Genomic DNA, 24,110 nt, shown 5'->3' with positions numbered 1-24,110 from the left:
GCCGGTCAGCCCTCGAGCAGGTGTGGCAATCCCGCCCGGTACCGATCCGCGTCGATGCGTTTCCACGGCTCGAAGATCGGCAGTGCCACCAACGGGAAGACCGGAACCCGGGGCGCGGGGTCGTCGGCGGCATCGAGGATCGCGTTGGTCGCGGCGCGTCCGGATTCGTTGGCGCCCTCCATCGTGGCGAGGTCGATATTGCTGCGCACGTGGTCGCCGCCGAAGAACAGGTTCGGGATGGCGCAGCGGGCCTCCGGGCGGTTGTCGTAGGAGCCGACGGTGTTGACCAGCAACGGGGTTTCGTTGTGGATTCCGTTCGCGGTCCAGGTGATCCCGGGGTCCAGATGCCAGGAGCGGATGTCCTCGGGGCGCAGCCAACCCGTCGCGGTGTTAAGCCATTCGGTGAGCTGTGCCCACACCTCTTCGGCGATCTCGGCGGCGGTGCACTGCTTGGCAGGCCGGCGCAAGCGGATGCCGGGGGAATCCCAGTCGGAGATGTCCACCGACAAGCATTCCCGCACGGTGCCGTCGCCGTACCGGCCGGCGAAGTCACCGACCCACATCGGGGCCTGGCGCAAGGCGGTGAGCGCCCCCGGGGAGCCGAGTGCGGCGATATGGCCTTCCGGCAGTTCGGTGGGGCGGGCGAGATAGTACTGGATGCCGACCATCCAGTCGGTCCGCAGCTGCCGCATGCCCGCCAGATGCGGGTCGGCGTCGAGGATCTGGTCACTCAACAGCGCTATCGCCTTCTCGACCGGCGTGGCGCACAGATACCAGTCCGCGGTGACGGCGGTGGAGCGGCCGTCGCCGTCGGTCACCGTCGCCGAGGCGATCCGGCCTGCGCGCAGCTCCAGCCGCGTCGCCCGCTGACCCGCGACGAATCGCACGCCCCGGGACCGCAGATACCTCACCCAGGGGTCGATCCATGCTTCGTTGGTGGGCCGGTTGAGAATCCGGTCGATGCCCGCGGAGTATTGCGGGATCGCTCCGGTGCCCGCCAGCACCAGCGCTTCGCCGATGGTGCCGATCGTGCGGGCCGAACTCACCTGCGGCTTGGCCGCCACGGTGATCCTGGTGAGAGCGCTGACCAGGTATTCGCGGTATGCCGGTGACTTGCCCTCGGCGCGCAGGATCTGCTCCCACGTCACGTACTCCCATTGCTCGAACCGCCGTTCGTGACACGAGGTGAACCAGACGGCCATCTGCTTGGCGAAGAACGCGAGCTCGGCAGGCGGCAGCTCGGGGATGAAGCCGAACGCGCCGATCAGCGTGTTCTGCAATCGCTGCGGGGTGAGCTGATCGAGGCCCGTGATCTCGACCGGAGCGAAGATCGGCGGCCTGCCGCGAAAACCGGCGACGGTGCCCTCGACACGGACGAGGTTGTCCTCGACGCCATCGGGATTGCCGGAAAAAGGGATGCGCCGCATCGTATCCGGCAGATTCTGATAACAGCCGGGAAAGAACCGGAAGCCGTGCTCGCCGGGCAGATCCAGGCGGCCGTCGGTGCCGGTGCCCGGTACGCCCATGCTGCGCGCCTTGCCGCCGAGGAACGCCGGTTCGTACACGGTGACCGCGTATCCGCGCTCGATCAGTTCGTGGGCCGCCGACAGTCCGGCCACCCCGCCGCCGAACACCGCGACGGATTTTCCCCCGGTGCGCAGCCCGGGCGTTCGGCGAGCTTCGGGCGGCGTGGCGTGTGCCGGTGCGGCGGCGGCGGCCGCCCCTGCCGCGAGGGCGCCGCGCAACAGGTCGCGGCGGGTGAGGTCGATGGTCGGCCGGGGACGCGGGTCATGCATGTCGATCTCCTGAAGGTGCCGCGAGGCGCCGCGGCGGCCGGGACGGGATGGCGTCGGCGGGAGCGGTGCGCGCGAAGGCGCGGGCTTCCCTGCGTTCGGAGACCGTGTCGCGGCATTCATTCACCAGGTCCGCCACTACCGGCCACGGGGCGCGCCAGGAATCGCGCAGTGCTCCCGCCGCGAACGCAGCCGCGCGTGCCGGAGTGAAGATGTCCTCCGGATGCGCCGTGCGAGAGAAGATCTCGGTGACCGCGTCGGCCAGCGCGGGGTCGGCCGCGGCTCTGCGATAGAGCTCCATCTCCAAGGGGCGCATCGCGGTGCCCCGGGCCAGCCGGTTGGTCCACTGGTAGATGCCCAGGCACTCGCGATCGCGCAGCCGTTCCCACGCGGCCAGGGCAGTGTCGAGGTGCTCGGTGTCATCGAGGGCGGGGGCGGCGAGTTCGCCGAGCAATCTGCCGTAACGCAAGGCATCTCGGATGCCCTGGGCGGTCACCGGATCCTTGAAGTGTCCGGCGTCGCCCGGCAGCGCCCAGCCCGGCCCGGCCGAACGCCGGAAGTAGGACATCAGGCCGGTAGCCGCACGCACCCGCCCGGCGCGGCGGCAGTCGCGCAACCGCAGCCGAAGTCCCGGCAGCCGCTCGATCGCCTCCTGATACCGGCGCTCGGCGCGTCCGCCGCCCGCTTCCGCGGGCCGTGCGGGCGGCTGGACCAGGCTGAGCAGCAGGCCGTCGTCGCAGGGAAAGGCGGTGCCGAGATCGGATCCGGAACGCCATTGCGCGGCGACGTGCCGCTGGTCGGCGGCGCCGTCGTGCCAGTAGGCGAAGTAACAGTCCCTTCCGCTCGGCGCGGACAATCGGGGGCGGGTGGCGCCGACGAGCCGGGCCACGGTACTGCGGCGGCCGTCCGCGCCGACGACCAGGCGGGCGCGCACCTCGCGTGCGGTGCCGCCGTCGGCATACCGCACGCCGACGCAGCGATCGCCGGACCAGAGCAGTTCGGTCACCCGGGCGCCCTCGCGGATGCGCGCTCCGGCGTCCGCGGCGGTCGCCACGAGCGCGGCGTCCAATCCGGTCCGCCGGACACACATCGCGTAGTCGATGCCGTCCACCGGCGTGAACGCCGACCGGACCTGGTAGCCGCCGCCGGCGGCGAAGGCCGTGGTCAGCGGCGGAGCGCCGAGCTGCCGGACGCGCTGCAGGGCGCCGACGCGGCGCAGTTCGGCCACGCCGCCGGGCCACAGCAGATGCGTCGAGAGGGTGTCGGACGGAAAGCGCGCGGCGTCCAGCGCGAGGACGTCACGGCCGGCTCGGGCGAACGCGATGGCGGCAGCCGAGCCCGCGCATCGCGCGCCGACCACGACGACATCGGTGTGCTCGATTGCCGGGGCAGAGGATCCGCGCATGCCCGAACACCTCGGTCGCATAGTCTCGGACAGTGTGTCCGATTGATGGTGAGTGGTAGGTGCCGGAATGTCAATATCGGTGCCGTGTCGGCAGAATGGAGCCCATGGCGCGACGCACCCGACCGGCGCGGCCGAACAAGGCGGCCGCTTCGCCGCAGAGAGGAGCCGGATGCCCTCGCTGACCCGAGTCCCCCGAAACGCACGCAAACCGGTCGATGATCGGCGCGCGGAGTTCGAGCGACGAGTCCTCGCCGCGGTGGAGGAGCTGCTCGCCGACGGCACGCCCTTCACCGAGATCGCCGTCCACCGGATCGCCGCCGCGTCACAGTCGGCGCGGTCGACGTTCTACCGGTATTTCCCGGACAAGAGTCAGCTGCTGATCCGCATGGCCGAATTGGCCACGGCGGATCTGTTCGAGGCCGCCGAGCGCTGGTGGCGCGCCGAGCACACCGGGGGGCAGGCCGGTGTGGTGGCGGCCGTGCGAACCATGATCGCGGGCTTCCGTGAGCACCGGTCGCTGCTGTTGGCGCTGAGCGAGGTGGCCGCCTACGACCGCGATGTCGGCGCGTATTGGCGCGGCCGGGTGGCCTCCTTCGTGGAAGTGGTGCGATCGCGGCTGGAGGCCGACCGAGCGGCCGGCCGGATCAGCCCGGCGATCGATCCGCAAGCCACCGCCGTGGTGCTGACCTCGATGGTCGAACGCGCGATCGCCGCAGGCTTCTCCTCCGGCTCCGGGATCACCGACGACGCGCTGGCGGAGGCGCTGGGCCGGGCGATCTGGCTGACGGTGTACGGCGACGCACCCCCGGCTGACGGATAGCCCGGCCACGCAACCGGATCCATTGCTACAGTCGCGCGCATGACGCACTCCGGACCGCCCCTGCGGATCGGCATCCTGGGCGCCGCCCGCATCGCACCGGCCGCTCTCGTGCATCCCGCCGCGGAGAATCCGGACGTGGTGGTAGCCGCCGTGGCGGCACGCGAGGCGGAGCGCGGCCGTGCCTTCGCGCGCAGGCACGGCATCGAGCAGGTCTTCGACAGCTACGCCGCACTGGTCGCCGCGCCGGGCATCGACGCCGTCTACAACCCGTTGCCGAACGGTTTGCACGGGCGGTGGACGAAAGAGGCGCTCGCGGCGGGCAAGCACGTGCTGTGCGAGAAACCGTTCACCGCCAACGCCGCCGAGGCCAGGGAGATCGCCGCACTCGCCGCGACCTCCGACCGTGTGGTCATGGAGGCGTTCCACTACCGCTATCACCCGATGACCAGGCGAGCCGAAGAGATCATCGCCTCGGGCGAACTCGGGAAGCTGGTGCGGGTGGACACCGCGATGTGCTTTCCGCTGCCGCGTTTTTCCGATATCCGCTACGACTACGCGCTGGCGGGCGGGGCGCTGATGGACGCCGGTTGCTACGCCGTCCACATGGCCAGGGTCTTCGGCGGCGAAGAACCCGATGTCGTTGCGGCGACCGCGAAATTGCGCGGCTCGAACATCGACCGCGCGATGAGCGCCGAGCTGCGTTTCCCTTCCGGTCACATCGGGCGGGTGCGCTGCTCGATGTGGTCGTCGGACCTGCTGCGCATCGGCGCGCGAGTGGTGGGCGAGCGTGGTGAACTGCGGGTGGTCAACCCGGTGGCGCCGCAGTTGCCGCGCAGGCTGTCGGTGCGTTCGGAACGCGGCAGGCGCACCGAGAAGACGTCGCGCCGCAGCACATACGCCTATCAGCTCGACGCCTTCATAGCGGCGGTGCGGCACGGGGAGCCGGTCGCCACCTCGCCGGATGACGCGGTGGCGACGATGAGCGTCATCGATGCGATCTACGCTGCCGCGGGCTTGCCGCTACGGCAACCGAGCTGACGCGCCGGCCGCGATCGCCTCGGTGTAGACCGAGACAAGCCGCGTGGTGAACCGTGACTGTAGAGCCCGGCCGGCGTGGCGAGCCAGGACAGCGCGCATGGCGTCGAGGCTGTCGGGATGATCCGCCAGCGTGCGCAGCGCATCGGCGAGCGCGGTCGTCGAGCAATCGCGGGCGCGCAATTCCCCGCCCTCCGGGACGGTTTCGGTCACGTCGGGGTCGCAGTGCAGCACCGGAAGACCCACCGCGACCGCCTCGAGCAGCACCATGCCCTGTGTGTCGCACCCGGCGGAGGGGAACAGCAGCACGTCGTGGGCGCGCATCGCCGCCAAGCATTCCGCCTGGCTCACTTCGCCGTGCAACCGAACCCGCTCGCGCAACCCGAGCCCGTCGACAGCCGAGCGCAGGCGTGGCTCCAGCGCTCCCGCACCGTAGATGTCGAGAGTGCAGCCCTCGGCCCGGTGTACCGCCTCGATGGCCTCCAACGGTCGCTTCTCCGCGGAGAAGCGACCGCACCAGAGAACGCGCAGCAGGGGATCCCGCTCGCCGGGGCGCTTCGGCAGGCCGCGCACCAGATCGTCGTCGACTCCGTTGGACACCACGTGCATCGGACGATCCACCCCGTGCGCGGCCAATCGCTGCGCGAAATGCCGCGTCGGCACGACGACCCGGTCCGCGGCCTGCGCTTGGGCGACCAACGGCCGCCAGGCGTGCCGCGCCGTGCGGCTTTCCGGCAGACGCGGCATCGTCGCGCGCAGGCGGACGAAGCCGCCGTGCAGGACGCGCATGGTGAGCGCGGCGAGGTAGGGGAACGGGGAATTGCGCTCGATGAAGGAGTCGTCGCGGCTGTGCATGGACTGGACGACGGGGATGCCGTGGCGGCGGGCGGCGCGCAATCCGGCGACGCCCGCGCCGTAGGTGGTCTGCGTGTGCACGACGTCGAAGCCGCGCTCGGCGAACACCGCGTCGATGCGCCGTGCGTTCCCGCGCGTCGGCAGGGCGACGGGGTAGCCGTTGACGGCCAAGCCCGCCGTGGTCGCCAAGACGACTATCCCTGGGTCCGGCGGTCCTGGTTGTGGTGGCGGGATGGTGAACACGGTGACGTGATGGCCCAGCCGTTCCAATGCCCTGCGCTGCGCGCGCATCGAGGTTTGGATTCCTCCGAGGGTGGCCGGGTGGAAATCCGAGAACATCGCGATGCGCAGCGAGGGGCCGTCGGCCGGTTGTGCGCTCACGCCGCACCCTTCGATCCGGGGCCGGACGGCCCGCAGCCGTCGAGGAATTCGAGGATGTGGCCGTACACGTCCAAGGCGGCGCCGCGACCGAGGAAGGTGTCGAGGTGACCGTAGGAGGGGATTTCGACGTAGCGCACGTCCAGCCGGGGGTGCCGGGTGGTGAGCACGTCGTGGCAGAGCTTGTTCGAGTCGAGCCAGACCGCGTTCTGACTGCCCGACAGCAGCAGCACCGGGCAGTCGATCCGGTCGGCGTGGTCCAGGGCGTTCTCCGGCAGCACGCGGTAGCGGTCGTCGTTGTCGTTCCAGCGTTGCACCGCGTGCGCCAGCTCCATCCGCCGCAGCTGCGGAAGCACATGCACCGGGATCGGACCGAACAGCTCCGCAAGGCGGTCGTGGGTGCGCGGATCGAGATGATCGTGCACGAACAGCTCGGCGCCCATGCCCCAGCTGCCGTGCACCATCCGGCACGTGGGATCGGTGCACTCCCCTTTCCGGGTGAGCAACGCGTACAGCAGCGTTTTCCGCGACCACAGCCCGACTTTGCGGAAGTCGGATTCGAGATGGTGGACGCGCGAGCCGAGCAGTTCCCCGCCCACGAGCACCCGCATCCGCACCGCATTGCCGACCTTGGGAGTGAGGAAGACCCCCTGGGCGACGACCCCGGCCAGGTCCGGTAGCAGTCCCGCGGTCATGCTCATCGACAGCGCCAGGGCGCCGACGCAGTGCGCGACCACGAACAGCGGCTGGTCCCCGCCGCGCCGCCGGATCTGTGCGACGGCCTCCGGAAGGTCGTAGAGCGCAACGTCGTCGAAGCTGAAGCGCGGCCCGGACGCGTTGTACGGCAGGCGCGAGCTGCCGCGCCAATCCAGCAGCCACGGCTGGTATCCCGCGTCGACCAGCGCGTCGACGACAGTGCGGGTCTCCGGCAGCAGGAACATCTCCGAGGACACGCCGTGGCCGTGGACCAGCAGGACCGCGGGCCGGCCGGGATCGTCGAGGACGACGCGGCGCAGACCGAGCCGGATGCCGTCGGTGGTCTGGAACGGGATCTCCTCCACCATGAGCGCGCCGCCCGGCCGGATGGGGGTGAGCATCAACGGAACTCCTTCGCGTTTCGGCGCAGATCCAGCAGTTCGGTGCCCACGCGCAGCGCCGGTTCCAGCAGGCCCTTACCGAGCTGGGAGCCGAACCAGCTCAGCCACAGCAGTTTCGCGGTGCGCCGCTGGCGTTCGGACAGTCGCGGATCCACCTGGATGCCGTCGATCTGATCGCGCAGGTAGGTCTCCAACGGAACGGCGACTTCGCCTGCGAAGCCCGCCGGTTCGCCCTCGCGACCGAGTTCGATGGTCAGCGTGCGCGCCTGCCGGATCACGGCGCGGCGCGCCTCGGCGTGTTTGTAGCCCGACAGCCACCACGTCCCGCCGTCGGCCTCACGCAGCGTCAACCGGTAGTGCATCAGCGGATGCTTCAGTCCGTGCCGTATCGGGATGCCGTCGTGCGGGCGGACCGACGCCACACCGGTCACGGTGAGCGGTTCGTCGTGCAGAAGTGCGCACCGCAGTTCGCCGCTGACATCGACCGTGCGCCCGGCCGCCAGCTGGTGGGTGCTCGCGATGGACAGTCGCAGGTTCAGGGTGCAGGAGGTGTCGGCCGCCGCCTGCGCGGGACCGATCGTGCCCACCAGGGTTTCCGAGAACCACAGATAGGGAGGGTCCTGCGGCTGCGGCAGCCGCGCCAGGCCGGTGCTCGCCAGCATTTCCAGCGTCTTGCGCTGGGCCTGCGCGCCGTAGCGGACCGGCTCGGGCAGGTTGTGCGCGCGCAGGAAAGCCCGGGTCCGCTCGTCGGTGGCGGCGGGCACGGAAGCCATCGTCTCCAGCGGATGGCGCGCGATGGGGCTCTGCAACACCTGAGCCAGCGACTCCAGTTCCGGCACCGGTTCGGTGCGGATCCGTTCCACCACCTCGTCGCACCAGGTGGCCCAGTGCTGGACCCGCATGTCCATGCCGATCGCCGACGACTCGCCCAGCATCTGCTCGAGCGCGGTGGGGGTGCCGGTGAGGTGGTAGTTGTGCCCCCATGCCGTCGGCGCGCACACGATCGCGGCGGCGACCTTGCTCACCCAATCCACCGGGGCGACATGCAGATTGCGCAGCGCGGGGACGGTGCCGAACCGCGAGAGCGCCGCGATGATGCCGCTGTTGAGGTCGCGGGGGTTGTGCGCGCCGGTCTCGCGATGGCCGCCGATTCCGCCGGGGCGCAGGACGGTGACGACCAGTCCGTGTTCGCGTGCGCGTCGCATCACGGCCTCGGCGGCCCATTTCGTCCGGTCGTAGCCGATCACGAGCTTGCCGATGTTCGCCACCGGATCGTCCTCACCCATCGAGGTTCTGCCGAGCTCGTTGAACACCGCGATCGAGGAGACGTGATGCAGCGGTTTGGGTCTGCCGGTCGCCGCCAGCCGCGCCAGCGTCAGCGGACCGAGCACATTGCCGCGGCGCAGCGACCGGTAGCCGCGCAGGAAGTCCACCGCGGCGCCGACGTTGACGATCGCGTCGACCTCCTCCGCCAGCCCGGCCCAGCGTTCGCCGGACAGGCCGAGGTCGGGTTCGCGCAGATCGCCGGTCAGCACCGTCACCCGCCTGCGCACCTCCGCCGACCACGGCAGCTGGTACCGCGTCAGCGCTTCGGCCAACCGGTCGAGGCCGGCGGCGTCGTCCCGCGCGCGAACGAGGCAGACGACGTGGGCGTCGCTGCCGCGCAGCAGATCCAGCAGCAGATGACTGCCGAGGAAGCCGGTGGCGCCGGTCAGCAGCACGCGGCGGGGGACCACCCGGTCCGGCGGTTCGACCGAAGGGAGCCGGTCGGCTCCGGCGACGTCGGACATGAGCTGGGCGAACTCGTCGTCCACGGAATCCGCGACGAGTACCGGCCTCTCGCTTTCAGACGCCTGCGTGGCTGCGCCCAGCCGGCGTTGCGCCAGCCTGCGCGGGCGCGCGTCGGCGAACACGTCGTCCAGATCGAGATGCACGTCGAGCTCTGCGGCCAGTGCCGCGACGAACTGCACCGCGGCGATGGACGTGCCGCCGCCGTCGAAGAAATCGGTCTCGGGACCGATGGTCTCGGCGGTGAACCGATTCGCCACCCGTGTGATCGCCGTCGTGAGCGATTCGAGGTCCCATTCGCCGGGACGCTCGACCGCCGCCGTCTCGGTGGTCACCGCAGCACCCGCGCGCGCCAGCAACGCGGACACGTCGAGACCACCACCGCGTTCGATGGCCTCGGCGAGGTCGCGCCGATCGGCCCGCTCGGTGCGGGGCGGGTGCTCGCCGTTGGGACTGCGCACGGGAAACTCCTTGTCGGTCATGCTCATTGCGCCCAGGATCGGAACGTGCGCAGGCGCTCGGGCGCCACCTCGACCTCGAGTCGCTCGTCATCGATGCCGCCGCCGCCGAGCGCGGCGGCCAGCCGCCGGGCGGGCACGTTGCGTGCGGTGCGGTGGACGGTCATGCGCACCGTCGCGCAACCCAGCGCCTCCGCGCGGTCGGCCAGCCAGCCGAGCAGGCGTTCCTCGACGCCGCGGCCCAGCGCGCGACAGCTCAGATGCCAGCCGCGCAACCGCAGCGCGGCCCCGTCGGCGTGCAGCGCGAGCACCGCCACCGTTCCGTAGTCGCCGAACCGGTCCCGCGCCGAAGCCGTCCACACCTCGCCGTCCTCCCGCCAGCGCTCGACATCCTCCCCGGTGACGGCGCCCAGGACGAACTGACTGGTCCGGCGGACGAGTTGCGCCGCGCGCGCCGAGTTCTGCTCGGAGAGCCGCTCGACGTTCACCTCCAGCTCCAACTGCTCGAGGAATTGCGCGAAGTCGAGTTGTTCCCGGGCCGAATCGCGGTCGCGCTCGCGCCGGTAGAACTCCGCGCGCGCGGCGTCCTCCGCGGTCACCGCCACCGGCGTCACCGGCCACAACCGGGTGAGGAACGCCTCCAGTTCCCCGACCGGCGGACACGTCACCGCGAGCGCTTCCGGTGCACGGGAACGCACTTTCGCGATCTCGACCGGGTTGTCGTCCAGATAGACCACCTCGTCCAGGGCGAAACCCAATGTGCGGACGGCGCCCTCGAGCCGCTCGGCCTTACTGTCCCATCCGGTGGAGACGACGGCGAAGTCCTCGGCGCGCAGTGGGCTGTCCGGGCGGGCCAGGACCGCATGAACGGAATCGTCGTCGTTGTTGCTGATCAGCACCAGCAGGGTGCCCGCGGCGCGCCATTGCCGCAGCCGCCGCGCCAGCGTGATCCGCGGTGGGTCGAAGGTGACGGCGGCAGGGCCGATCTCGCCCACCACCCCGCTCCACAGGGTGTCGTCGCCGTCCACGGCGATGACCTTCGGCGCGGGCAGCAAGGCGACACGTGCGACGGCGGCGAGCGTCAGCGCCACCGCCGCTTGGAACTCCTCGGTGAACGGCAGGTGTGCCAGGGCGTCGGTCTGCTCGTCGAACCGATGCGCCACGTGGTGATCACGGGTCCAGTCGGCCTCGGTGAGGACCGCGACGCCGGGGATCTCCCGTAGCCGCTCCGCGGTTCGCCGCTCCCACCGCAGCAGTCGATCATCGAGGCCGGGGGAGGGAAGGAAGCCGACGACGATCGGCGCACGGGCGCGTTCGGAGGCTTCCCGGACCGCGGCGGGGTACTGCTCGGTCAGTTCGGCGAGCGTGTCGTCGGTGAGGGCGCCGAAACGCTCCAGGTCCGCCGCACGCAACAGCACGATGCCCAAGTCGGTCGACGGTTGCGCGAAGACGCCGGAGGGATCGCGCAGCCCGGCCGAGACGTGGTGGTAGGGGGCTTCGAAGACAGTCAGCCCGTCCCCGTGCTCGCCGTGCGCCGTCGCCGCGCGATACAGATCCGGTAGCTTGCCCAGCGCGAACGTGGCCCCGAACGCGACAGCCTGCGGCGTGGCCGGGTGCGGCGCGCTCGACCCCGGGCGCACCGGCAATCCGGCCTGCTCGACCACCTCATCGAGCAACGCGAGGTAGTCCTGGCCGAGCCGGGTGCAGGTCGTGTCATCGATGATGTCCGCGTTGTAGGTGAACCAGATCCGGCCCGCGTCGGCCAGCACGGCCACCATGAGGTCCAGATCGGAGTACCCGGTCCCCACCGGAACCAGATCCGCACGGTGGACAGCGGAATTCGCCCTCAGGTAGTTGAAGTACACCTCGACCAGCGGCGCGTTGTCCCGGTACAGGCCCTCCGCGGCGAGAGCGACGAGGACGTCGGAGAAACCGGCTCCGGGCACCAGCAGGCGCCGCAGCCGGTCACCGGTCCGGCGCAGCAGCTCATCGATGGACTCGCCCGGCTCGACGTTCGCCGGGTAGGGCACCGGCACCCCGAAATAGCCGACGGCCGCCGGAGCATCGGCGTGGATGCGGGTGTCCACCGGGACGGCGAGCGCGAAACGATCGTTGTCCTGCCGCCGGGCGAGCAGCACGGTCAGCGCGCCGAGGAACAGCGCCGCCGGTGTGATGCCCAGCTCCCGAGCGCGCCGCGCGGCCCGGTCCTGGAGCCCGGCCGGCATTTCCAGCAGCACCTCTCCGGCACGGTGACTGCGTTGCGCGGGTCTGGGCCGGGCCAGGGCCAGGTCGAGGCGGCGGCATCCGGCGAACTCCCGGCGCCAGTCGGCGTCGGGCTCGGCCTGCGGCGCTTGTGCGGCGAGCAGATCGTGCATGTCCTTGTTGGACAGGACATCCGGGAACGCAGCGCCGGACAGTTCGGCTTCGATCTCCCCGGCGACCAGCAACATCGACTGGACATCGGACATGGCGTGGTGCGCGCCGAAGATCAGCGTCTGCTCGCCGGAATCGGATTCCAGCAGTTCGAACCGCCACAGCGGCCCCTCCGCCAGGTCGAACGGCTCGCGCATCAGCTCAGCGAAGCGTTCGCGCGCCACGGCGTGGCCGAGCCGATCGACGACCGACCACCGCAGCAGCGGCCCGCCCGGCCGCGACCGCACTCGCAGTCGGGTGCCGTGCTCGTCGCTGGGCACGATCACCGTGCGCAAGGCCGCGTGGCGTCCGGCGAGGCGGTCGAGGATCGCTTCCAGCTCGGCGCGTTCGACCGCCCTGTGTAGCCGCATGGCCAGCCCGCCGGTCTGGGCGACACTCGGAATGCCTTGCTGCGCCGTGCGCAGCAGCCGCATCAGGTCTCGGGTGACAGGCAGGGTGACGACCTCGGGGACCTCCTGCTCGGCCGTGCTCACGGCGGGCACCTCGGTAGCCGTGCGCGCCGCTTCGGTGAGGAGGTATTCGCCCAGCGCGGCGGGACTCTGGTTGGCGAAGATCTCGCTGAGCGGCACCAGGATGCCGGTATCGTCGCGCAACCGGTTGCGCAGTTCCACCGCCATCAGCGAGTCCATGCCCAGACTCTGGAACGACCGGTCGGGCGCGATGGCGTCGGCGCCGGTATGGCCGAGCACGTCGGCGGCCCAGCGCGCCACTACGTCGACCGCGACCGCGGTCGCTTCTCCGGGCGGCAATCCGCGCAGCCGTTCGGCGAATCGCGACCGCGCCGAGGGGTCGGTGGCGTCGCGGTGGACGGCCGTGCGGCGCGACGGCGGACGGATCAGCCCCCGCAGCATCGGCGGAACGTTCGGCGCGCGCCGCATCGCGTCGGCATCGACCCGCATCGGAGCCAGCACCGGATCGGTGTACCGCAGCGCCGCGTCGAACGCGGCCAAGCCCTCGTGTGCCGTCAGCGGACGCACGCCGGTGCGTTCCATGCGGCGGATATCCGCCGCCGCCATCACCTCGTGCATGTCCAAGCTCCACGGACCCCACGCCAGGGACTGCGCGGTCAGCCCCCGCGCCACCCGATGAGTGGCGAGGGCGTCGAGGTAGGCGTTGGCGGCCGCGTAGTTCGCCTGACCGGGATTGCCGAGCACGCCGGCGACGGAGGAGAACAGCACGAAGCACGACAGATCCATGCCCGAGGTCAGCTCGTGCAGGTGATAGGCCCCGTCGACCTTCGGCCGCAGCACCGCCTCGAGCCGGCCGGGCGTCAGCGAGCCCAGCGTGCCGTCGTCGAGAACCATCGCCGCGTGGACGACGCCGCTGAGCGTGCGTCCGCGCAGCAGTTCGGTCGCGGCGGCTCGGTCGGCGACGTCGCAGCGGGCGAAGACCACTTCCGCGCCGAGGGCGGTCAGTTCGGCGCGCAACTCCTGCGCGCCGGGGCCGTCGGCGCCGCGGCGACTGGCGAGCAGCAGTTTCGTGACGCCGTGCGACCGGGCCAGGTGCCCGGCCAGCAGCGAGCCGAGCCGTCCCGGCGCTCCGGTGACGAGCACGAAACCGCCGCCGAAGTCCGGGCTGCTTGCCGCGGCGTCCGTCGCGGCGGGCCGCACGAGTCGCGGCGCGGACAGGACGCCGTCGCGCACGAGAACCTGGGGCGCACCGCAGGCCAGTACCGTCGCGATATCCACCTCCGCGTCGGTGCTGTCGACCAGCACGATGCGTTCCGGGTTCTCCGACTGCGCCGCGCGAGTCAGCCCCCACACCGCCGCTCCCGCGGTGTTCGGGACGTCCTCGCCGGGCAGTGCCATGGCCCCGCGGGTGCGCACCACGATGGTGGCCGTGCCCAGTCGCGGGTCGTCGAGGGCCGACTGCAAGGCTTCGAGCGTCTGCCCTACCGCGGCGTGCACCGCGTCGATCGAATGCCCTTGGGCGACGTCGATGATCACCGCCTCCGGCGCGGCATCCCGCGGGCCCGAGCGCGACCACGCAACCGCGACGACCGGCCGGACGGTCAGCGGCGCCGCAACGGCCGTCCACTCCGGCCGGAACAATGTGCGATGCGCGGCGGACGCCGCTGAGTCGAGCACCTGCGCCGCGGGTGCGGGCCGCAGCACCAGCGAGCCCACCGACACGACCGGCTCTCCTGTGAGATCGTTCGCCACGACGCGCACCCCGTCGGAGCCGTCGCGGGAGATCCGGACGCGCAGCGCCGTCGCGCCGGAGGCGTGCAGGGTCACACCGGTCCACGCGAACGGCAGCAGCGCGGCATCGCTGTCGTCCGTGCCCAGCAGCAGCGCCGCGTGCAGTGCGGAGTCGAGCAGCGCGGGATGGATCTCGAATCGCGCGGCATCACCGTAGGCATTCTCGGGAAGCGCCACCTCGGCGAAGATTTCCGGGCCGCTGCGCCACGCCGCGCGCACCGACCGGAACAGCGGGCCGTAGCGATGCCCGCGAACCGACAGCCGCGCGTACATGTCCTCGACGTCGACGGCGGTCGCGCCCGCCGGAGGCCACGGCGCGGTGTCGGCGTCACCGGCGTGGGATTCGGGCGTCGCCGCCATCACTCCGCGAGCGTGCAGCGTCCAGGAAGTGCCGAGATCCCGCTCGAGGCGGGAGTGGATCGACACGGGCCTGCCACCGGTGGCGTCGGCGTCGGCGACCACCACCTGGATCTGCAAGGCCGCGTCCTGGGGAATCACCATGGGGGCGTGCAGCACGAGTTCGCGCACGATTCCGGCGGCCACCTCGTCACCGGCGCGGATCGCGAGCTCGACCAGACCTGTGCCGGGCATGACGACCGCGGTGGGCGCGGCATGGTCGGCCAGCCACGGGTGGGTCCGCAGGGCGATCCGTCCGGTCAGCGTCACGCCATCGGAATCCGGATGCGGCACAACGGCTCCGACGAAGGGATGGGCGGCCGACCGCAACCCGAGCGCAGTGGCGTCCTCGGACGCCGATTCGGTCCAGAACCGCCGCCGGTCGAAGGCGTAGGTCGGCAGGTCGACGCTGCCGTGCGCGGGCACCAGACGCGACCAGTCGAGGTCGCGGCCGGCCACCCAGAGCGCGGCCTGGGCACGCGCCAGGCTGCGCGGCCCGTCTTCGTCGCGCACCAGCGAACCCACCGCGACGACCTCGCGGCCGGTCTGCTCGGCGACGGCCCGCACCGCCGTGGTGAGCAGCGGATGCACGCCGAGTTCGACGAAATACCGGAATCCGTCGCCGATCATGCGCTCGATTGTGCTCGCGAACCGGACCGGCTCGCGCGCGTTGCGGTACCAGTAACTCGCTTCGGCGCGGTCGTCCACGACCGGTTCGCCCAGCACGGTCGAGTACCAGGTAACGGATGGTGGGGTAGCGCTCAAACCGGCGAGTTCGTCGAGCAGTCGGTCCCGTATCGGTTCGAGGAGAACCGAATGCCCGGCCAGCGCAGGCCCGGCGGCCAGCACCCGCGCCTCGACCTGTTCGTCCACCAGGTCACCCACGAGCGTCTCGACCGCCTCGCGTGCTCCGGCCACGATCGTCGAACGGGGAATGTTGACCGCCGCGATCGACACCGCTCCGTCGAAGGCGGCCAAGCGTTCTTCGAGCCGTTGCGCGGGCAACGCGATCATCGCCATCGCGCCCTGTTCGGCGATGCCCGCCATCAGGCGGCTGCGCGCCACGACCACGCGGGCGGCCTCGTCCAGGCTCAGTGCGCCCGAGACGTAGGCCGCGGCGATCTCGCCCTGGCTGTGCCCGATGACCGCGTCCGGTGCGACGCCCGCGTCCTGCCAGGTGGCCGCGAGTGCCGCCATCGTGGCGAACAACAGCGGTTGCACCACGGTGAAGTCGCCGAGTTCCGCCGCGGTGAGCCCGAACAGCCGGGTCGCCAGCGACCATCCGGTGCGGTGCCGGAACGCTTCGTCGCATCGTGCGAACTCGGCGCGGAAGACCTCGGAGCGGGCCACCATGTCCCGCGCCATCCCGGCCCACTGAACACCCTGCCCGGGGAGGACGAACGCCGTTTTGCCCGCGGTGAGCGCCGCGTCCGCGGCGACGACGACATCGGGCGTCGACCGTTCGCCGGCCAGATCGCCGAGCGCGCTGACCATGTCGTCACGCTCGCTCGCCACCACCACGGCCCGCCACTCGAACGGTGTGCGCTCCAACGCCAGTGACCGGGACACCGTCGCCGGCGCCAGGGCGGGGTCGCCGGTGACGCGCTCGAGCAGGCGGCGCGCCTGACCGTACAACGAGGCCCGGTTCCGAGCCGAGATCGGCAACAGCGCCACCCGGGTATCCCGCGGTGCGTCGTCGTCGAAGGGGTCGGAAAGGTCCTCGGGTGCGGGCGCCTCCTCGACGATCAGGTGGGCGTTGGTTCCGCTGAGCCCGAAGGCGCTCACTCCGGCACGGCGCGGTCGGTCGCCCCGGGGCCAGGGCGCCGGATCGGTGCGCACGACCAGTCCGGTGTCGTCCCAATCGACCTGCCGTGTCGGCGGCCCGTCGTGCGCCATTCCCGGAATCTTCTCGTGCTGCAACCCCAGGATCACTTTGATGAGGCCGCCGATTCCGGCCGCCGCCTGCGTGTGCCCCACGTTGGATTTCAGCGAACCCACCCCGAGCGGGCGCTGCGGCGCCCGTCCCGCACCGAAGACCCGCGCCAGGGCGCGCGCTTCGATCGGGTCACCGAGCGCGGTGCCGGTGCCGTGCGCTTCCACATAGTCGATGTCCTCGGGCGCCAGCCCGGCGGAGTGCAACGCCGCCCGGATGACCTGTTCTTGGGCGAATCCGTTGGGAGCGCTGATGCCTTGGCTACGACCGTCCTGGTTCACCGCCGACCCGCGGACCACCGCGAGCACCCGGTCGCCGTCGCGCCGGGCGTCGTCGAGCCGTTTCACCAGCACGAGACCCGCGCCTTCGGCCCACACCGTCCCATCCGCTCCCGCCGAGAACGGCGCGCACCGCCCGGTGGGCGAGAGCACACCGAGCTTGCACAATTCCACGTGCGCGGTCGGCCCCATCAGTAGTGTCGTGCCGCCGGCCAGGGCGAGGTCGCATTCACCGGCGCGCAAAGCCTGCGCGGCCAGGTGCAGCGCGACGATCGCGGACGAACACGCCGTGTCGAGGGTGACGGCGGGACCGTGGAAGCCCAGCGTGTACGCGACCCGGCCGGAGGCCACACTCGGCGACAGGCCGGTGCCGACCTGTCCGTTCAACTGCCGGGGAGCGGGGTCGGCGAGATAACCGGTGCTGTACACCCCGAAGTAGACCCCGGTCATGCTGCCCTGCAACTGCCTGGGGTCGCGGCCGGACCGTTCGATCGCCTCCCAGCTCAGTTCCAGCATGAGCCGCTGCTGCGGGTCCATCACCGCCGCCTCGCGCGGTCCGATGCCGAAGAACGCGGCGTCGAACTGGTCGACCTGTGTGAGGTATCCGCCGCGGAAGGTGTACGCCTTGCCTTCGGCGGCCGGGTCCGGGTCGTAGAGCCCGTCGGTGCTCCAGCGCCCCGGCGGCACGTCGGACAGGCCGTCGCGTCCCTCCTCCAGCAGTCGCCACAGCGATTCCGGATCGTCGGCGCCGCCGGGGAAACGACAGGCCATCGAGATGATCGCGATGGCGTCGTCGGTGCGTTCCTGGTGCGTTACCGGCGTGGCGGCGGCTTCGGTGCGATGCAGCGCCGCCACCACCTGGGCGATGGTGGGATGCTCGAAGAACAGGTTCGTGTCCAGGCTCCGCCCGACCCGGTCGGACAGCTCCACGACGAGCTCGACGAGATCGGCGGAGCCGAGGCCGAATTCGACCAGCGGCCGATGCACGTCGATCCGCGCCGGATCGAGATAGGCCAGCCGGGCGATGAACTCCACCAGCCAGGTCTGCATCTCTTCGGCCGTCATCGCCGCGCCCGGTGGCGTGCCCGCCGGGGCGGCGAGGTCGTCGAACTCTCCGCGTGTGGACAGCAGTGGAGCGAACTCGTCGTCGAGATACGCCGCGCGGCAGGCCTGCCGCTGTACCTTGCCGCTGCTGGTCTTGAGGACGGCCCCGGGCCGGATCAGCACCACCGACCGCAGTGTGAGCCCGTGCTCGGCGCCGATCGCCGCGCGGATCGCGTCTTCGGCCTCGGCGAGTGCGGCGGGGTCCTCCGTGCGCACCTCCGCGACCACGACGGGCAGTTCTCCGTCGATGCCTTCGTCCACCGAGAAGGCGGCCACACAGCCGGGCCGGACGCAGGCGTGCGCGGTCTCGACCGTCAGCTCCAGGTCCTGCGGGTAGTGGTTCTTGCCGTCGATGATCAGCAGATCCTTGCGCCGCCCCGTGACGAACAACTCGCCGTCGGACACGAAACCCAGATCCCCGGTGCGCAGGAAAGCGCGGTCATCAGCACCGAGCCGGGCGTGGAAGGTCTCGCGGGTGGCTTGTTCGTTGCCGAAATATCCAGCGGCGACACTGGTTCCGGACACCCATATCTCGCCCTCGTCGCCTTCCGCGCATTCCGTGCGCCGCTCGGGGTCCACGATGGCGATCGACAGCCCTTCGGCGGGGCGCCCCACGCCGACCAGTTCGGACCGGCCCGGCGGCAGGATCACCGTGGGCTCGGCGCCGAGTTCGGCGGCGCTGACGATGAGTGTCGCCTCGGCCAAGCCGTATACCGGCTGGAACGATTCCGCTCGGAACCCCGCGTTCCGGAAGGTGTCGGCGAACCGGCGCACAGTGGCGGGGCGCACCGTCTCCGAGCCGTTGAAGGCCACTTTCCAGCCGCGCAGGTCGAGCTGATCGATCTGCGCGGGCGTCATCCGGCGCAGGCACAGCTCGTAACCGAAATTCGGGCCGCCGCTGGTGTGCGCGCCGAACGCCGAGACCGCCTGCGGCCAGCGCTCGGGACGCTGCAGGAAATGCTGAGGGGACAACAGCACCGCGTTCGCGCCGACGAACATCGTCTGCAACACAGGCGCGATGAGTCCCATGTCGTGATACATCGGCAGCCAGCTCACGAACAGCGCGTCGGTGCGGGATTCCAGCAGCTCGGGCGTATGACCCAGCGCGGTGGCGATGGCGCGCTCGTTGTGCAGCAGGTTCGCGTGGGTGACCACGACGCCGCGCGGCGCGCTCGTCGAACCCGACGTGTATTGCAGGAAGGCGACCGAATCCGGTCCGACGGCGGGCCGATGCCACGATGCCGCCATGTCGTCGGGGATCTCGTCGGTCGCCAGCCAGGTGGGCGCGCCCAGTTCGGGAAGCTGCTCGAGCGCCGCGGCCGCCTCGGCGCGGACCTGTCCGGTGGTGAGTACCGCGTCGACGTCGGCATCGGTGACCATGTGCCGCAACCGTCGCAGGGACCGAGCCTCCAGCTGCGGCAGCGGTGCGGGCACGGCGACGACGCCGGCGGCCAGGCAGCCGAAAAAGCCCGCGATGAAATCCAATCCGGACGGATACAGCAGCAGGGCCCGGCGCACGCCGCCCTCCTGCAACGCGGCGGCGATCGCCCGCGCCCGGACCGACACGGCGGCGTAGGTGATCTCGTCGATGGCGCCGTCCACGTCGCCGGTCCGCAGGAAACGGTAAGCGGTGGCGGCGGGCAGTGTCTCACCGCGGGTGAGCAGGACATCGACGAACGATCGGTATTCGGTCATGCGATACAACCTTCGGAACTCGACTGTCACGGTTGTCGTGCGCTCATCGGCGAACGCCGCGCACCGACGCGGCGGCCGACCGTCCTCATGGTCGGACGGCCGCGGCGGCGAGTTCCTCGACGGCGTCGACCGCCGCGAGCACGCCGTTCTCCTGTGCGACCGTGCGGCCGATCTCCGCGGCTCGCTGCCGCGCTCGCGGCGCCAAGGCCTGCGCCAACGCCTGATACAGGCGCTCGGTGGTGATCTCGCGATACGGGAAGGTGGCCCCGATACCGAGCGCTGCGATCCGCCAGCCATAGAAGAATTGATCGCTGTGCACCGGTATCACCACGGCCGGAATCCCCGCCCGCACCACGTCATGGGTATTGCCGCTGCCGCCGTGGTGCACCACCGCGCTGCATCGCGGCAGGACGCGGTCGTAGTCGAACGAGTCGATGACCAGCAGAGTCCGGTCGGCGCTGAATCCCTTCGGGAAACCCTCGCCTTTCACCGTGAGGAGGGCCCGCGTGCCCAATCGCGCGCAGACCGTCGCGATCATCGCGCGGCATTCCACCGGATCGAGAACGGGCATTCCGGTCATGCAGAAATATATCGGAGGTGGGCCTTCGTCCAGCCACGCGTCGAGTCGCGGATCGACGACCGCTTCGCCCCAGGCGTCACGCAGTCGCGGCGGCAGGATGGAAGCGCCCACGATCGTCGCGCGTTCGGACCAATCGTGCGGCTTCGGCAGCAACACCGGGCTCACCATATGGACGAGCGGTATCCGCTCGTCACGCAGTCGCCGAAAAGGATTGCGCGGCTTACCGGGCAGTCCCATCTCGCGGCGCATTCGACGGTCGACCTTGCGATACAAGAACGTATACGACAATTCGAAGAGGCTATAACTCGCCCGGGACAGAAATCGGGACGACGTCATGTTCTTCGCCATGAACGACGACGGGAACTCATCGGTGCGTTCGAGCGGATACGGCAGGCAGCCGATCACCGGCGTGCCGGTCTTCTCGCGGAAATCCATCGCCCACGGCAGCGTCGACGCGCAGGCGACGACGACATCCGCCGCCGCACAGGCTTTCACGAGCACCTCGTGCATCGCCACGCCGCGCGAACCTTCGATGATCTTCACCGTGTCGAGCATGATGCGAACGAACGGCAGCGTCTTGCCGGAGGCCAGGGCCCGCTTGGCCTCGGTCGTCTCGAGCAATTCCGCGGCGTCGAAGGGAATCACATGGGGTTCGAAGTCCGCGTTGCGCAGGATGTGCGCTTGGTTGCGGGTGGCGGTGATCTCCACCTCGTGCCCGCGGGTGCGGAACTCGTGCGCCAACGCGAGATACGGTTGATGATCGCCCCGCGTACCTGCGGGCAACAAGGCCACACGCATACTATCGACTTCCGCTCGTGCACTTGGCTCGTCTGGCCGAATTCCGCGAATCGGCCGACATCTGATTCGTTGCTGGGATCCGCTTCCCGCGGATGTCCCACTCTCTCGAAAGAGTTCGGAACGGTACTCGGCCCCCCGCCGTTCTCAACGGGCCGACTGCCTGTCTGCAGAATCGGGAGATAGTTCCTTTCGTCCGAACGCATGCGCCACACCACGTGTGGTCGACTCCTGCGAAACCGGCGCACGCCAGTATTCCGGCTCGACCGGGCGTCGTCCAGACTAAGCCGCGACCGGGCCGTATCTCTTCTCAGCAATGGGAGGTAACCGGCTGCGGGCTTCGCGTCGGTGCCGCCGGAAATCCGCGCGCTCCACCGGGTTTCCCGGTGCGTTCCGGTGCATGTGTCTCTCCGTGGGCCAGTCACTCTGGCGGATTTCGGACTGCGTACGATCCGATCGACGTGCCGCCCTGCGCGCTGCCGTCGGAGTATGGTCGACCGTCCTGTGCGGGAGGTCGTTTGCGGCCCGGCTGTGCGCGCGTGCAATATGTGAAGGATCAACCGTCGGGCCGGTGCACTCTTCGCGGCGCATCCCGTCCAGCGGTGAGGACCCCGCTGTTCCAAGGGCGGAACTGATCTGTTATCTACTGGCTAAGATTGTTTTTTCGACTGCACGCGCTCGGTAACCGTGAAGGGATTATCTACATGGCACGCAAGGTCGTCGTGACACTGGTCGATGACTACGACGGCAAGTCTCAGGCCGAGGAAACCGTGTCTTTCGCCGTGGACGGCGTGGCCTACGAGATGGACTTGTCGGCGGACAATGCCGGTCAGTTGCGCGGATTCTTCGAGCAGTGGGTTCCATACGCTCGCAAGGTCGGCCGTGCGCGTCGCGGCCGAGGGGGTGTCCTGCGGTCGGCTACCGATCGGGAACAGGCCACGGTCATCCGGGAATGGGCGCGCAAGAACGGCATCGATGTGTCGGCGCGGGGACGGATCTCCGCCGAGGTCGTCGAGGCGTACAAGAAGGCGAACGGGTAGCTCCGCGAAAGTCTCCATCGATAGTGGTTTGCTGTTCCCGCGCCGTCGTACCGGCGGCGCGGGACGGCCGCCGCGCATTCTTTCCGCAGCGATGCCGCGATAACCCCGCTTTTCCGGGGTAAGCGACCGTTATGACGGTCATGACAGACGCCCAGACGCACGAACTGCCCCGACCCCGCGGAGAGTTGTCGGAGGCGGTAGTGGAGTTGCTGCGCGGCGAGCCGGGCGGTTCGGTGCCGGAGGCGGGTTCGGTGGACCCGTACGGCGAGGATCTGCATCTGGCCCTGCACACCTGCTACGAGCTGCACTATCACGGGTTCACGACCGTGGACGCGGGCTGGGAATGGGATCCGGGCCTGCTCGGTCTGCGCGCGGCGATGGAACAGCGGTTCCTGCGCGCGCTGCGCGACGACGTGCCAGGCGGAGCGGATCTCGACGCCGAACTCGACCAGTTGCTCATCACCCCCGCCGACCCGGCCGGACCCAGCCGCTTCCTGCGCGACGAGGGCGAATGGTGGCAGATGCGCGAGTACTTCGTGCACCGTTCGATCTATCACCACAAAGAAGCCGACCCCTATGCCTGGGTGATCCCCCGGCTGCGCGGCCAAGCCAAAGCGTCGCTGGTGGCGGTCGAATTCGACGAGTTCGGGGGTGGGCGCGGCGAACGCGTGCACGCGCAGCTGTATGCCGATCTGCTGGCCGGCGCCGGCCTGAACCCGGGATACCTGCACTATCTGGACGTGGTGCCCGCCCCGATGCTCGCGCTGGTGAACATGATGTCGCTGTTCGGGCTGCACCGGGTGTGGCGTGGTGCGCTGGTGGGCCACTTCGCCGCGGTGGAGATCACTTCTCCGCCCGGCGCCCAGCGCTTGGTGGAGGCGTTGGAGCGTTTGGACGCCGACCCGGCCTGCGTGCTGTTCTACCGTGAACACGTCGAGGCCGACGCCGTGCACGAGCAGATCATGCGCACCGGCGTGATCGGCGACCTGCTGCGGCGGGAGCCCGGCCTGACCGAGTCGGTGGCGTTCGGCATCCAGGTGACGAACCTGCTCGAGGACCGATTTGCCGATCATGTGCTGGATGCCTGGGGCGCCGGACGCAGTTCGTTGCGGGAGACCGGGAGCGGACCGGGCGAGGTGGACGATTAAGCAGCGCGCGGCGGGCTACTCGCTAGAACGTGATGTTGATTCGACCCCCCGGCGTCTACCCGCCGCAATTGGACACCTGGTTGCTCACTCGTGCCCTGTCGGAGGCGGGCGTCCCGCGTGGCGGGCATGCGTTGGACGTGTGTACCGGCACCGGAGCCTTGGCCGTCGCCGCCGCGCGTACGGGAGCGGCGAGGGTGACCGCCGTGGACGTGTCCCGAGCCGCCGTCGTCTCCGCCTGGTTGAACTGCAGGATGCGCGGCATCGACGCCGAAGTGCTGCGCGGTGATTTCGCGGCGGTTCTCGGCGGGCGCAATTTCGATCTGGTGCTCGCCAACCCACCGTATGTGCCGGCTCCCGCGGGCACCGACAGCCGCGGCATCGCCCGCGCGTGGGACGCCGGGATCCGGGGTAGGGCGGTACTGGACCAGTTGTGCGCGGCGCTGCCCACCCTGTTGAAACCGCGAGGGGTCGCGTTGATCGTGCATTCGGCGTTGTGCGATCCCGATTCGACCCTGGTCCAATTGCGCGAGCGAGACCTGAAGGCCGCGATCGTGGCGCGGGCGACCGTGCCGTTCGGGCCGGTGCTGCGTCGCCGCGCGGACTGGCTGGAGGCGGCCGGGTTGATCGAACCCGGCCAGCGAATGGAAGATCTGGTGGTTATCCGTGCCGACCGCATCCGGCAATGAGCAGTGGCGGCGGGTGACGCTCACCGCGGACGGCCCGGCGTTGATCGAGGGGCCGGTCGAACTGGTGACCCCGGACGGCCGGACGATCCGCTGTGACCGCTTCGCGGTGGCGCTGTGCCTGTGCCGACGCTCGAAGAACTACCCCCTGTGCGACACCAGCCACCGCAAGCATCGCCGGTCGTCGTGACCGCG

13 protein-coding genes are annotated in these 24,110 nt (G+C 70.3%); 6 read left to right on the top strand and 7 right to left on the bottom strand.

What is annotated here, in order from left to right:
* Positions 1-5: 5 nt before the first annotated feature.
* Together GVY39_RS25120 and GVY39_RS25115 are read right to left on the bottom strand one after the other, a co-directional pair.
* Positions 6-1,796, bottom strand: a complete 1,791-nt coding sequence (locus tag GVY39_RS25120) for an FAD-dependent oxidoreductase (protein WP_159928751.1) — start codon at positions 1,794-1,796, stop codon at positions 6-8.
* A complete protein-coding gene (locus tag GVY39_RS25115; RefSeq protein ID WP_159928749.1) occupies positions 1,789-3,198 on the bottom strand; it encodes an NAD(P)/FAD-dependent oxidoreductase in 1,410 nt (469 codons plus the stop codon). The genes GVY39_RS25120 and GVY39_RS25115 overlap by 8 nt, the downstream gene beginning before the upstream one ends.
* Positions 3,199-3,367: 169 nt before the next feature.
* Between GVY39_RS25115 and GVY39_RS25110 the strand changes: the two genes are divergently transcribed.
* The gene (locus tag GVY39_RS25110) at positions 3,368-4,018 is read left to right on the top strand and encodes a TetR/AcrR family transcriptional regulator (protein ID WP_159928747.1); all 651 of its coding nucleotides are present in this window, start codon (positions 3,368-3,370) and stop codon (positions 4,016-4,018) included.
* A gap of 39 nt (positions 4,019-4,057) precedes the next feature.
* Entirely contained in the window at positions 4,058-5,056 is a 999-nt protein-coding gene (locus GVY39_RS25105; protein ID WP_159928745.1) for a Gfo/Idh/MocA family protein, read from the top strand.
* Here GVY39_RS25105 and GVY39_RS25100 read toward each other — a convergent pair.
* From GVY39_RS25100 to GVY39_RS25080, 5 genes are all read right to left on the bottom strand, one after another.
* Entirely contained in the window at positions 5,039-6,289 is a 1,251-nt protein-coding gene (locus tag GVY39_RS25100; RefSeq protein ID WP_236565653.1) for a glycosyltransferase, read from the bottom strand. The genes GVY39_RS25105 and GVY39_RS25100 overlap by 18 nt on opposite strands.
* Positions 6,286-7,383 (bottom strand): alpha/beta fold hydrolase, encoded by a 1,098-nt coding sequence (locus GVY39_RS25095; RefSeq protein ID WP_236565652.1) that lies wholly within the window; start codon positions 7,381-7,383, stop codon positions 6,286-6,288. The genes GVY39_RS25100 and GVY39_RS25095 overlap by 4 nt, the downstream gene beginning before the upstream one ends.
* Positions 7,383-9,659 carry a thioester reductase domain-containing protein gene (locus GVY39_RS25090; RefSeq protein ID WP_236565651.1) on the bottom strand — a complete coding sequence of 759 codons (2,277 nt, stop codon included), beginning with the start codon at positions 9,657-9,659 and terminating at the stop codon, positions 7,383-7,385. Before GVY39_RS25090 ends, GVY39_RS25095 begins: the two co-directional genes overlap by 1 nt.
* Entirely contained in the window at positions 9,656-19,669 is a 10,014-nt protein-coding gene (locus tag GVY39_RS25085; protein ID WP_159928743.1) for a hybrid fatty acyl-AMP ligase/type I polyketide synthase, read from the bottom strand. Before GVY39_RS25085 ends, GVY39_RS25090 begins: the two co-directional genes overlap by 4 nt.
* Before the next feature lie 85 nt (positions 19,670-19,754).
* A complete protein-coding gene (locus tag GVY39_RS25080) occupies positions 19,755-21,047 on the bottom strand; it encodes a glycosyltransferase (RefSeq protein WP_159928741.1) in 1,293 nt (430 codons plus the stop codon).
* 701 nt (positions 21,048-21,748) lie between these two features.
* Here GVY39_RS25080 and GVY39_RS25075 point away from each other — a divergent pair.
* The 4 genes from GVY39_RS25075 to GVY39_RS25060 all read left to right on the top strand — a co-directional run bounded on the left by GVY39_RS25075 (position 21,749) and on the right by GVY39_RS25060 (position 24,105).
* Positions 21,749-22,084 carry an Lsr2 family protein gene (locus tag GVY39_RS25075; protein ID WP_159928739.1) on the top strand — a complete coding sequence of 112 codons (336 nt, stop codon included), beginning with the start codon at positions 21,749-21,751 and terminating at the stop codon, positions 22,082-22,084.
* A 131-nt stretch (positions 22,085-22,215) separates the two neighbouring features.
* Positions 22,216-23,232, top strand: coding sequence for an iron-containing redox enzyme family protein (locus GVY39_RS25070; RefSeq protein WP_321209982.1), 1,017 nt, complete (start codon positions 22,216-22,218; stop codon positions 23,230-23,232).
* 32 nt (positions 23,233-23,264) lie between these two features.
* Positions 23,265-23,918 carry a HemK2/MTQ2 family protein methyltransferase gene (locus GVY39_RS25065; protein ID WP_159928737.1) on the top strand — a complete coding sequence of 218 codons (654 nt, stop codon included), beginning with the start codon at positions 23,265-23,267 and terminating at the stop codon, positions 23,916-23,918.
* Positions 23,896-24,105 (top strand): CDGSH iron-sulfur domain-containing protein, encoded by a 210-nt coding sequence (locus GVY39_RS25060; RefSeq protein WP_195071019.1) that lies wholly within the window; start codon positions 23,896-23,898, stop codon positions 24,103-24,105. The genes GVY39_RS25065 and GVY39_RS25060 overlap by 23 nt, the downstream gene beginning before the upstream one ends.
* The last annotated feature ends 5 nt before the right edge of the window (positions 24,106-24,110 follow it).

The sequence above is a fragment of the Nocardia sp. CY15 genome (genome assembly GCF_009829295.1).
GTDB lineage: Bacteria > Actinomycetota > Actinomycetes > Mycobacteriales > Mycobacteriaceae > Nocardia > Nocardia sputi.
Note: the sequence above shows the minus strand (reverse complement) of the source record. Positions and strands in the feature narration are given on the sequence as shown.

Bases quoted from the DNA above. Each gene is read 5' to 3' on its own strand.
- GVY39_RS25120 (WP_159928751.1), bottom strand. From the start codon at position 1,796: ATGCATGACCCGCGTCCCCGGCCGACCATCGACCTCACCCGCCGCGAC.
- GVY39_RS25115 (WP_159928749.1), bottom strand. From the start codon at position 3,198: ATGCGCGGATCCTCTGCCCCGGCAATCGAGCACACCGATGTCGTCGTG.
- GVY39_RS25110 (WP_159928747.1), top strand. From the start codon at position 3,368: ATGCCCTCGCTGACCCGAGTCCCCCGAAACGCACGCAAACCGGTCGAT.
- GVY39_RS25105 (WP_159928745.1), top strand. From the start codon at position 4,058: ATGACGCACTCCGGACCGCCCCTGCGGATCGGCATCCTGGGCGCCGCC.
- GVY39_RS25095 (WP_236565652.1), bottom strand. From the start codon at position 7,383: ATGCTCACCCCCATCCGGCCGGGCGGCGCGCTCATGGTGGAGGAGATC.
- GVY39_RS25090 (WP_236565651.1), bottom strand. From the start codon at position 9,659: ATGAGCATGACCGACAAGGAGTTTCCCGTGCGCAGTCCCAACGGCGAG.
- GVY39_RS25085 (WP_159928743.1), bottom strand. From the start codon at position 19,669: ATGACCGAATACCGATCGTTCGTCGATGTCCTGCTCACCCGCGGTGAG.
- GVY39_RS25080 (WP_159928741.1), bottom strand. From the start codon at position 21,047: ATGCGTGTGGCCTTGTTGCCCGCAGGTACGCGGGGCGATCATCAACCG.
- GVY39_RS25075 (WP_159928739.1), top strand. From the start codon at position 21,749: ATGGCACGCAAGGTCGTCGTGACACTGGTCGATGACTACGACGGCAAG.
- GVY39_RS25070 (WP_321209982.1), top strand. From the start codon at position 22,216: ATGACGGTCATGACAGACGCCCAGACGCACGAACTGCCCCGACCCCGC.
- GVY39_RS25065 (WP_159928737.1), top strand. From the start codon at position 23,265: ATGTTGATTCGACCCCCCGGCGTCTACCCGCCGCAATTGGACACCTGG.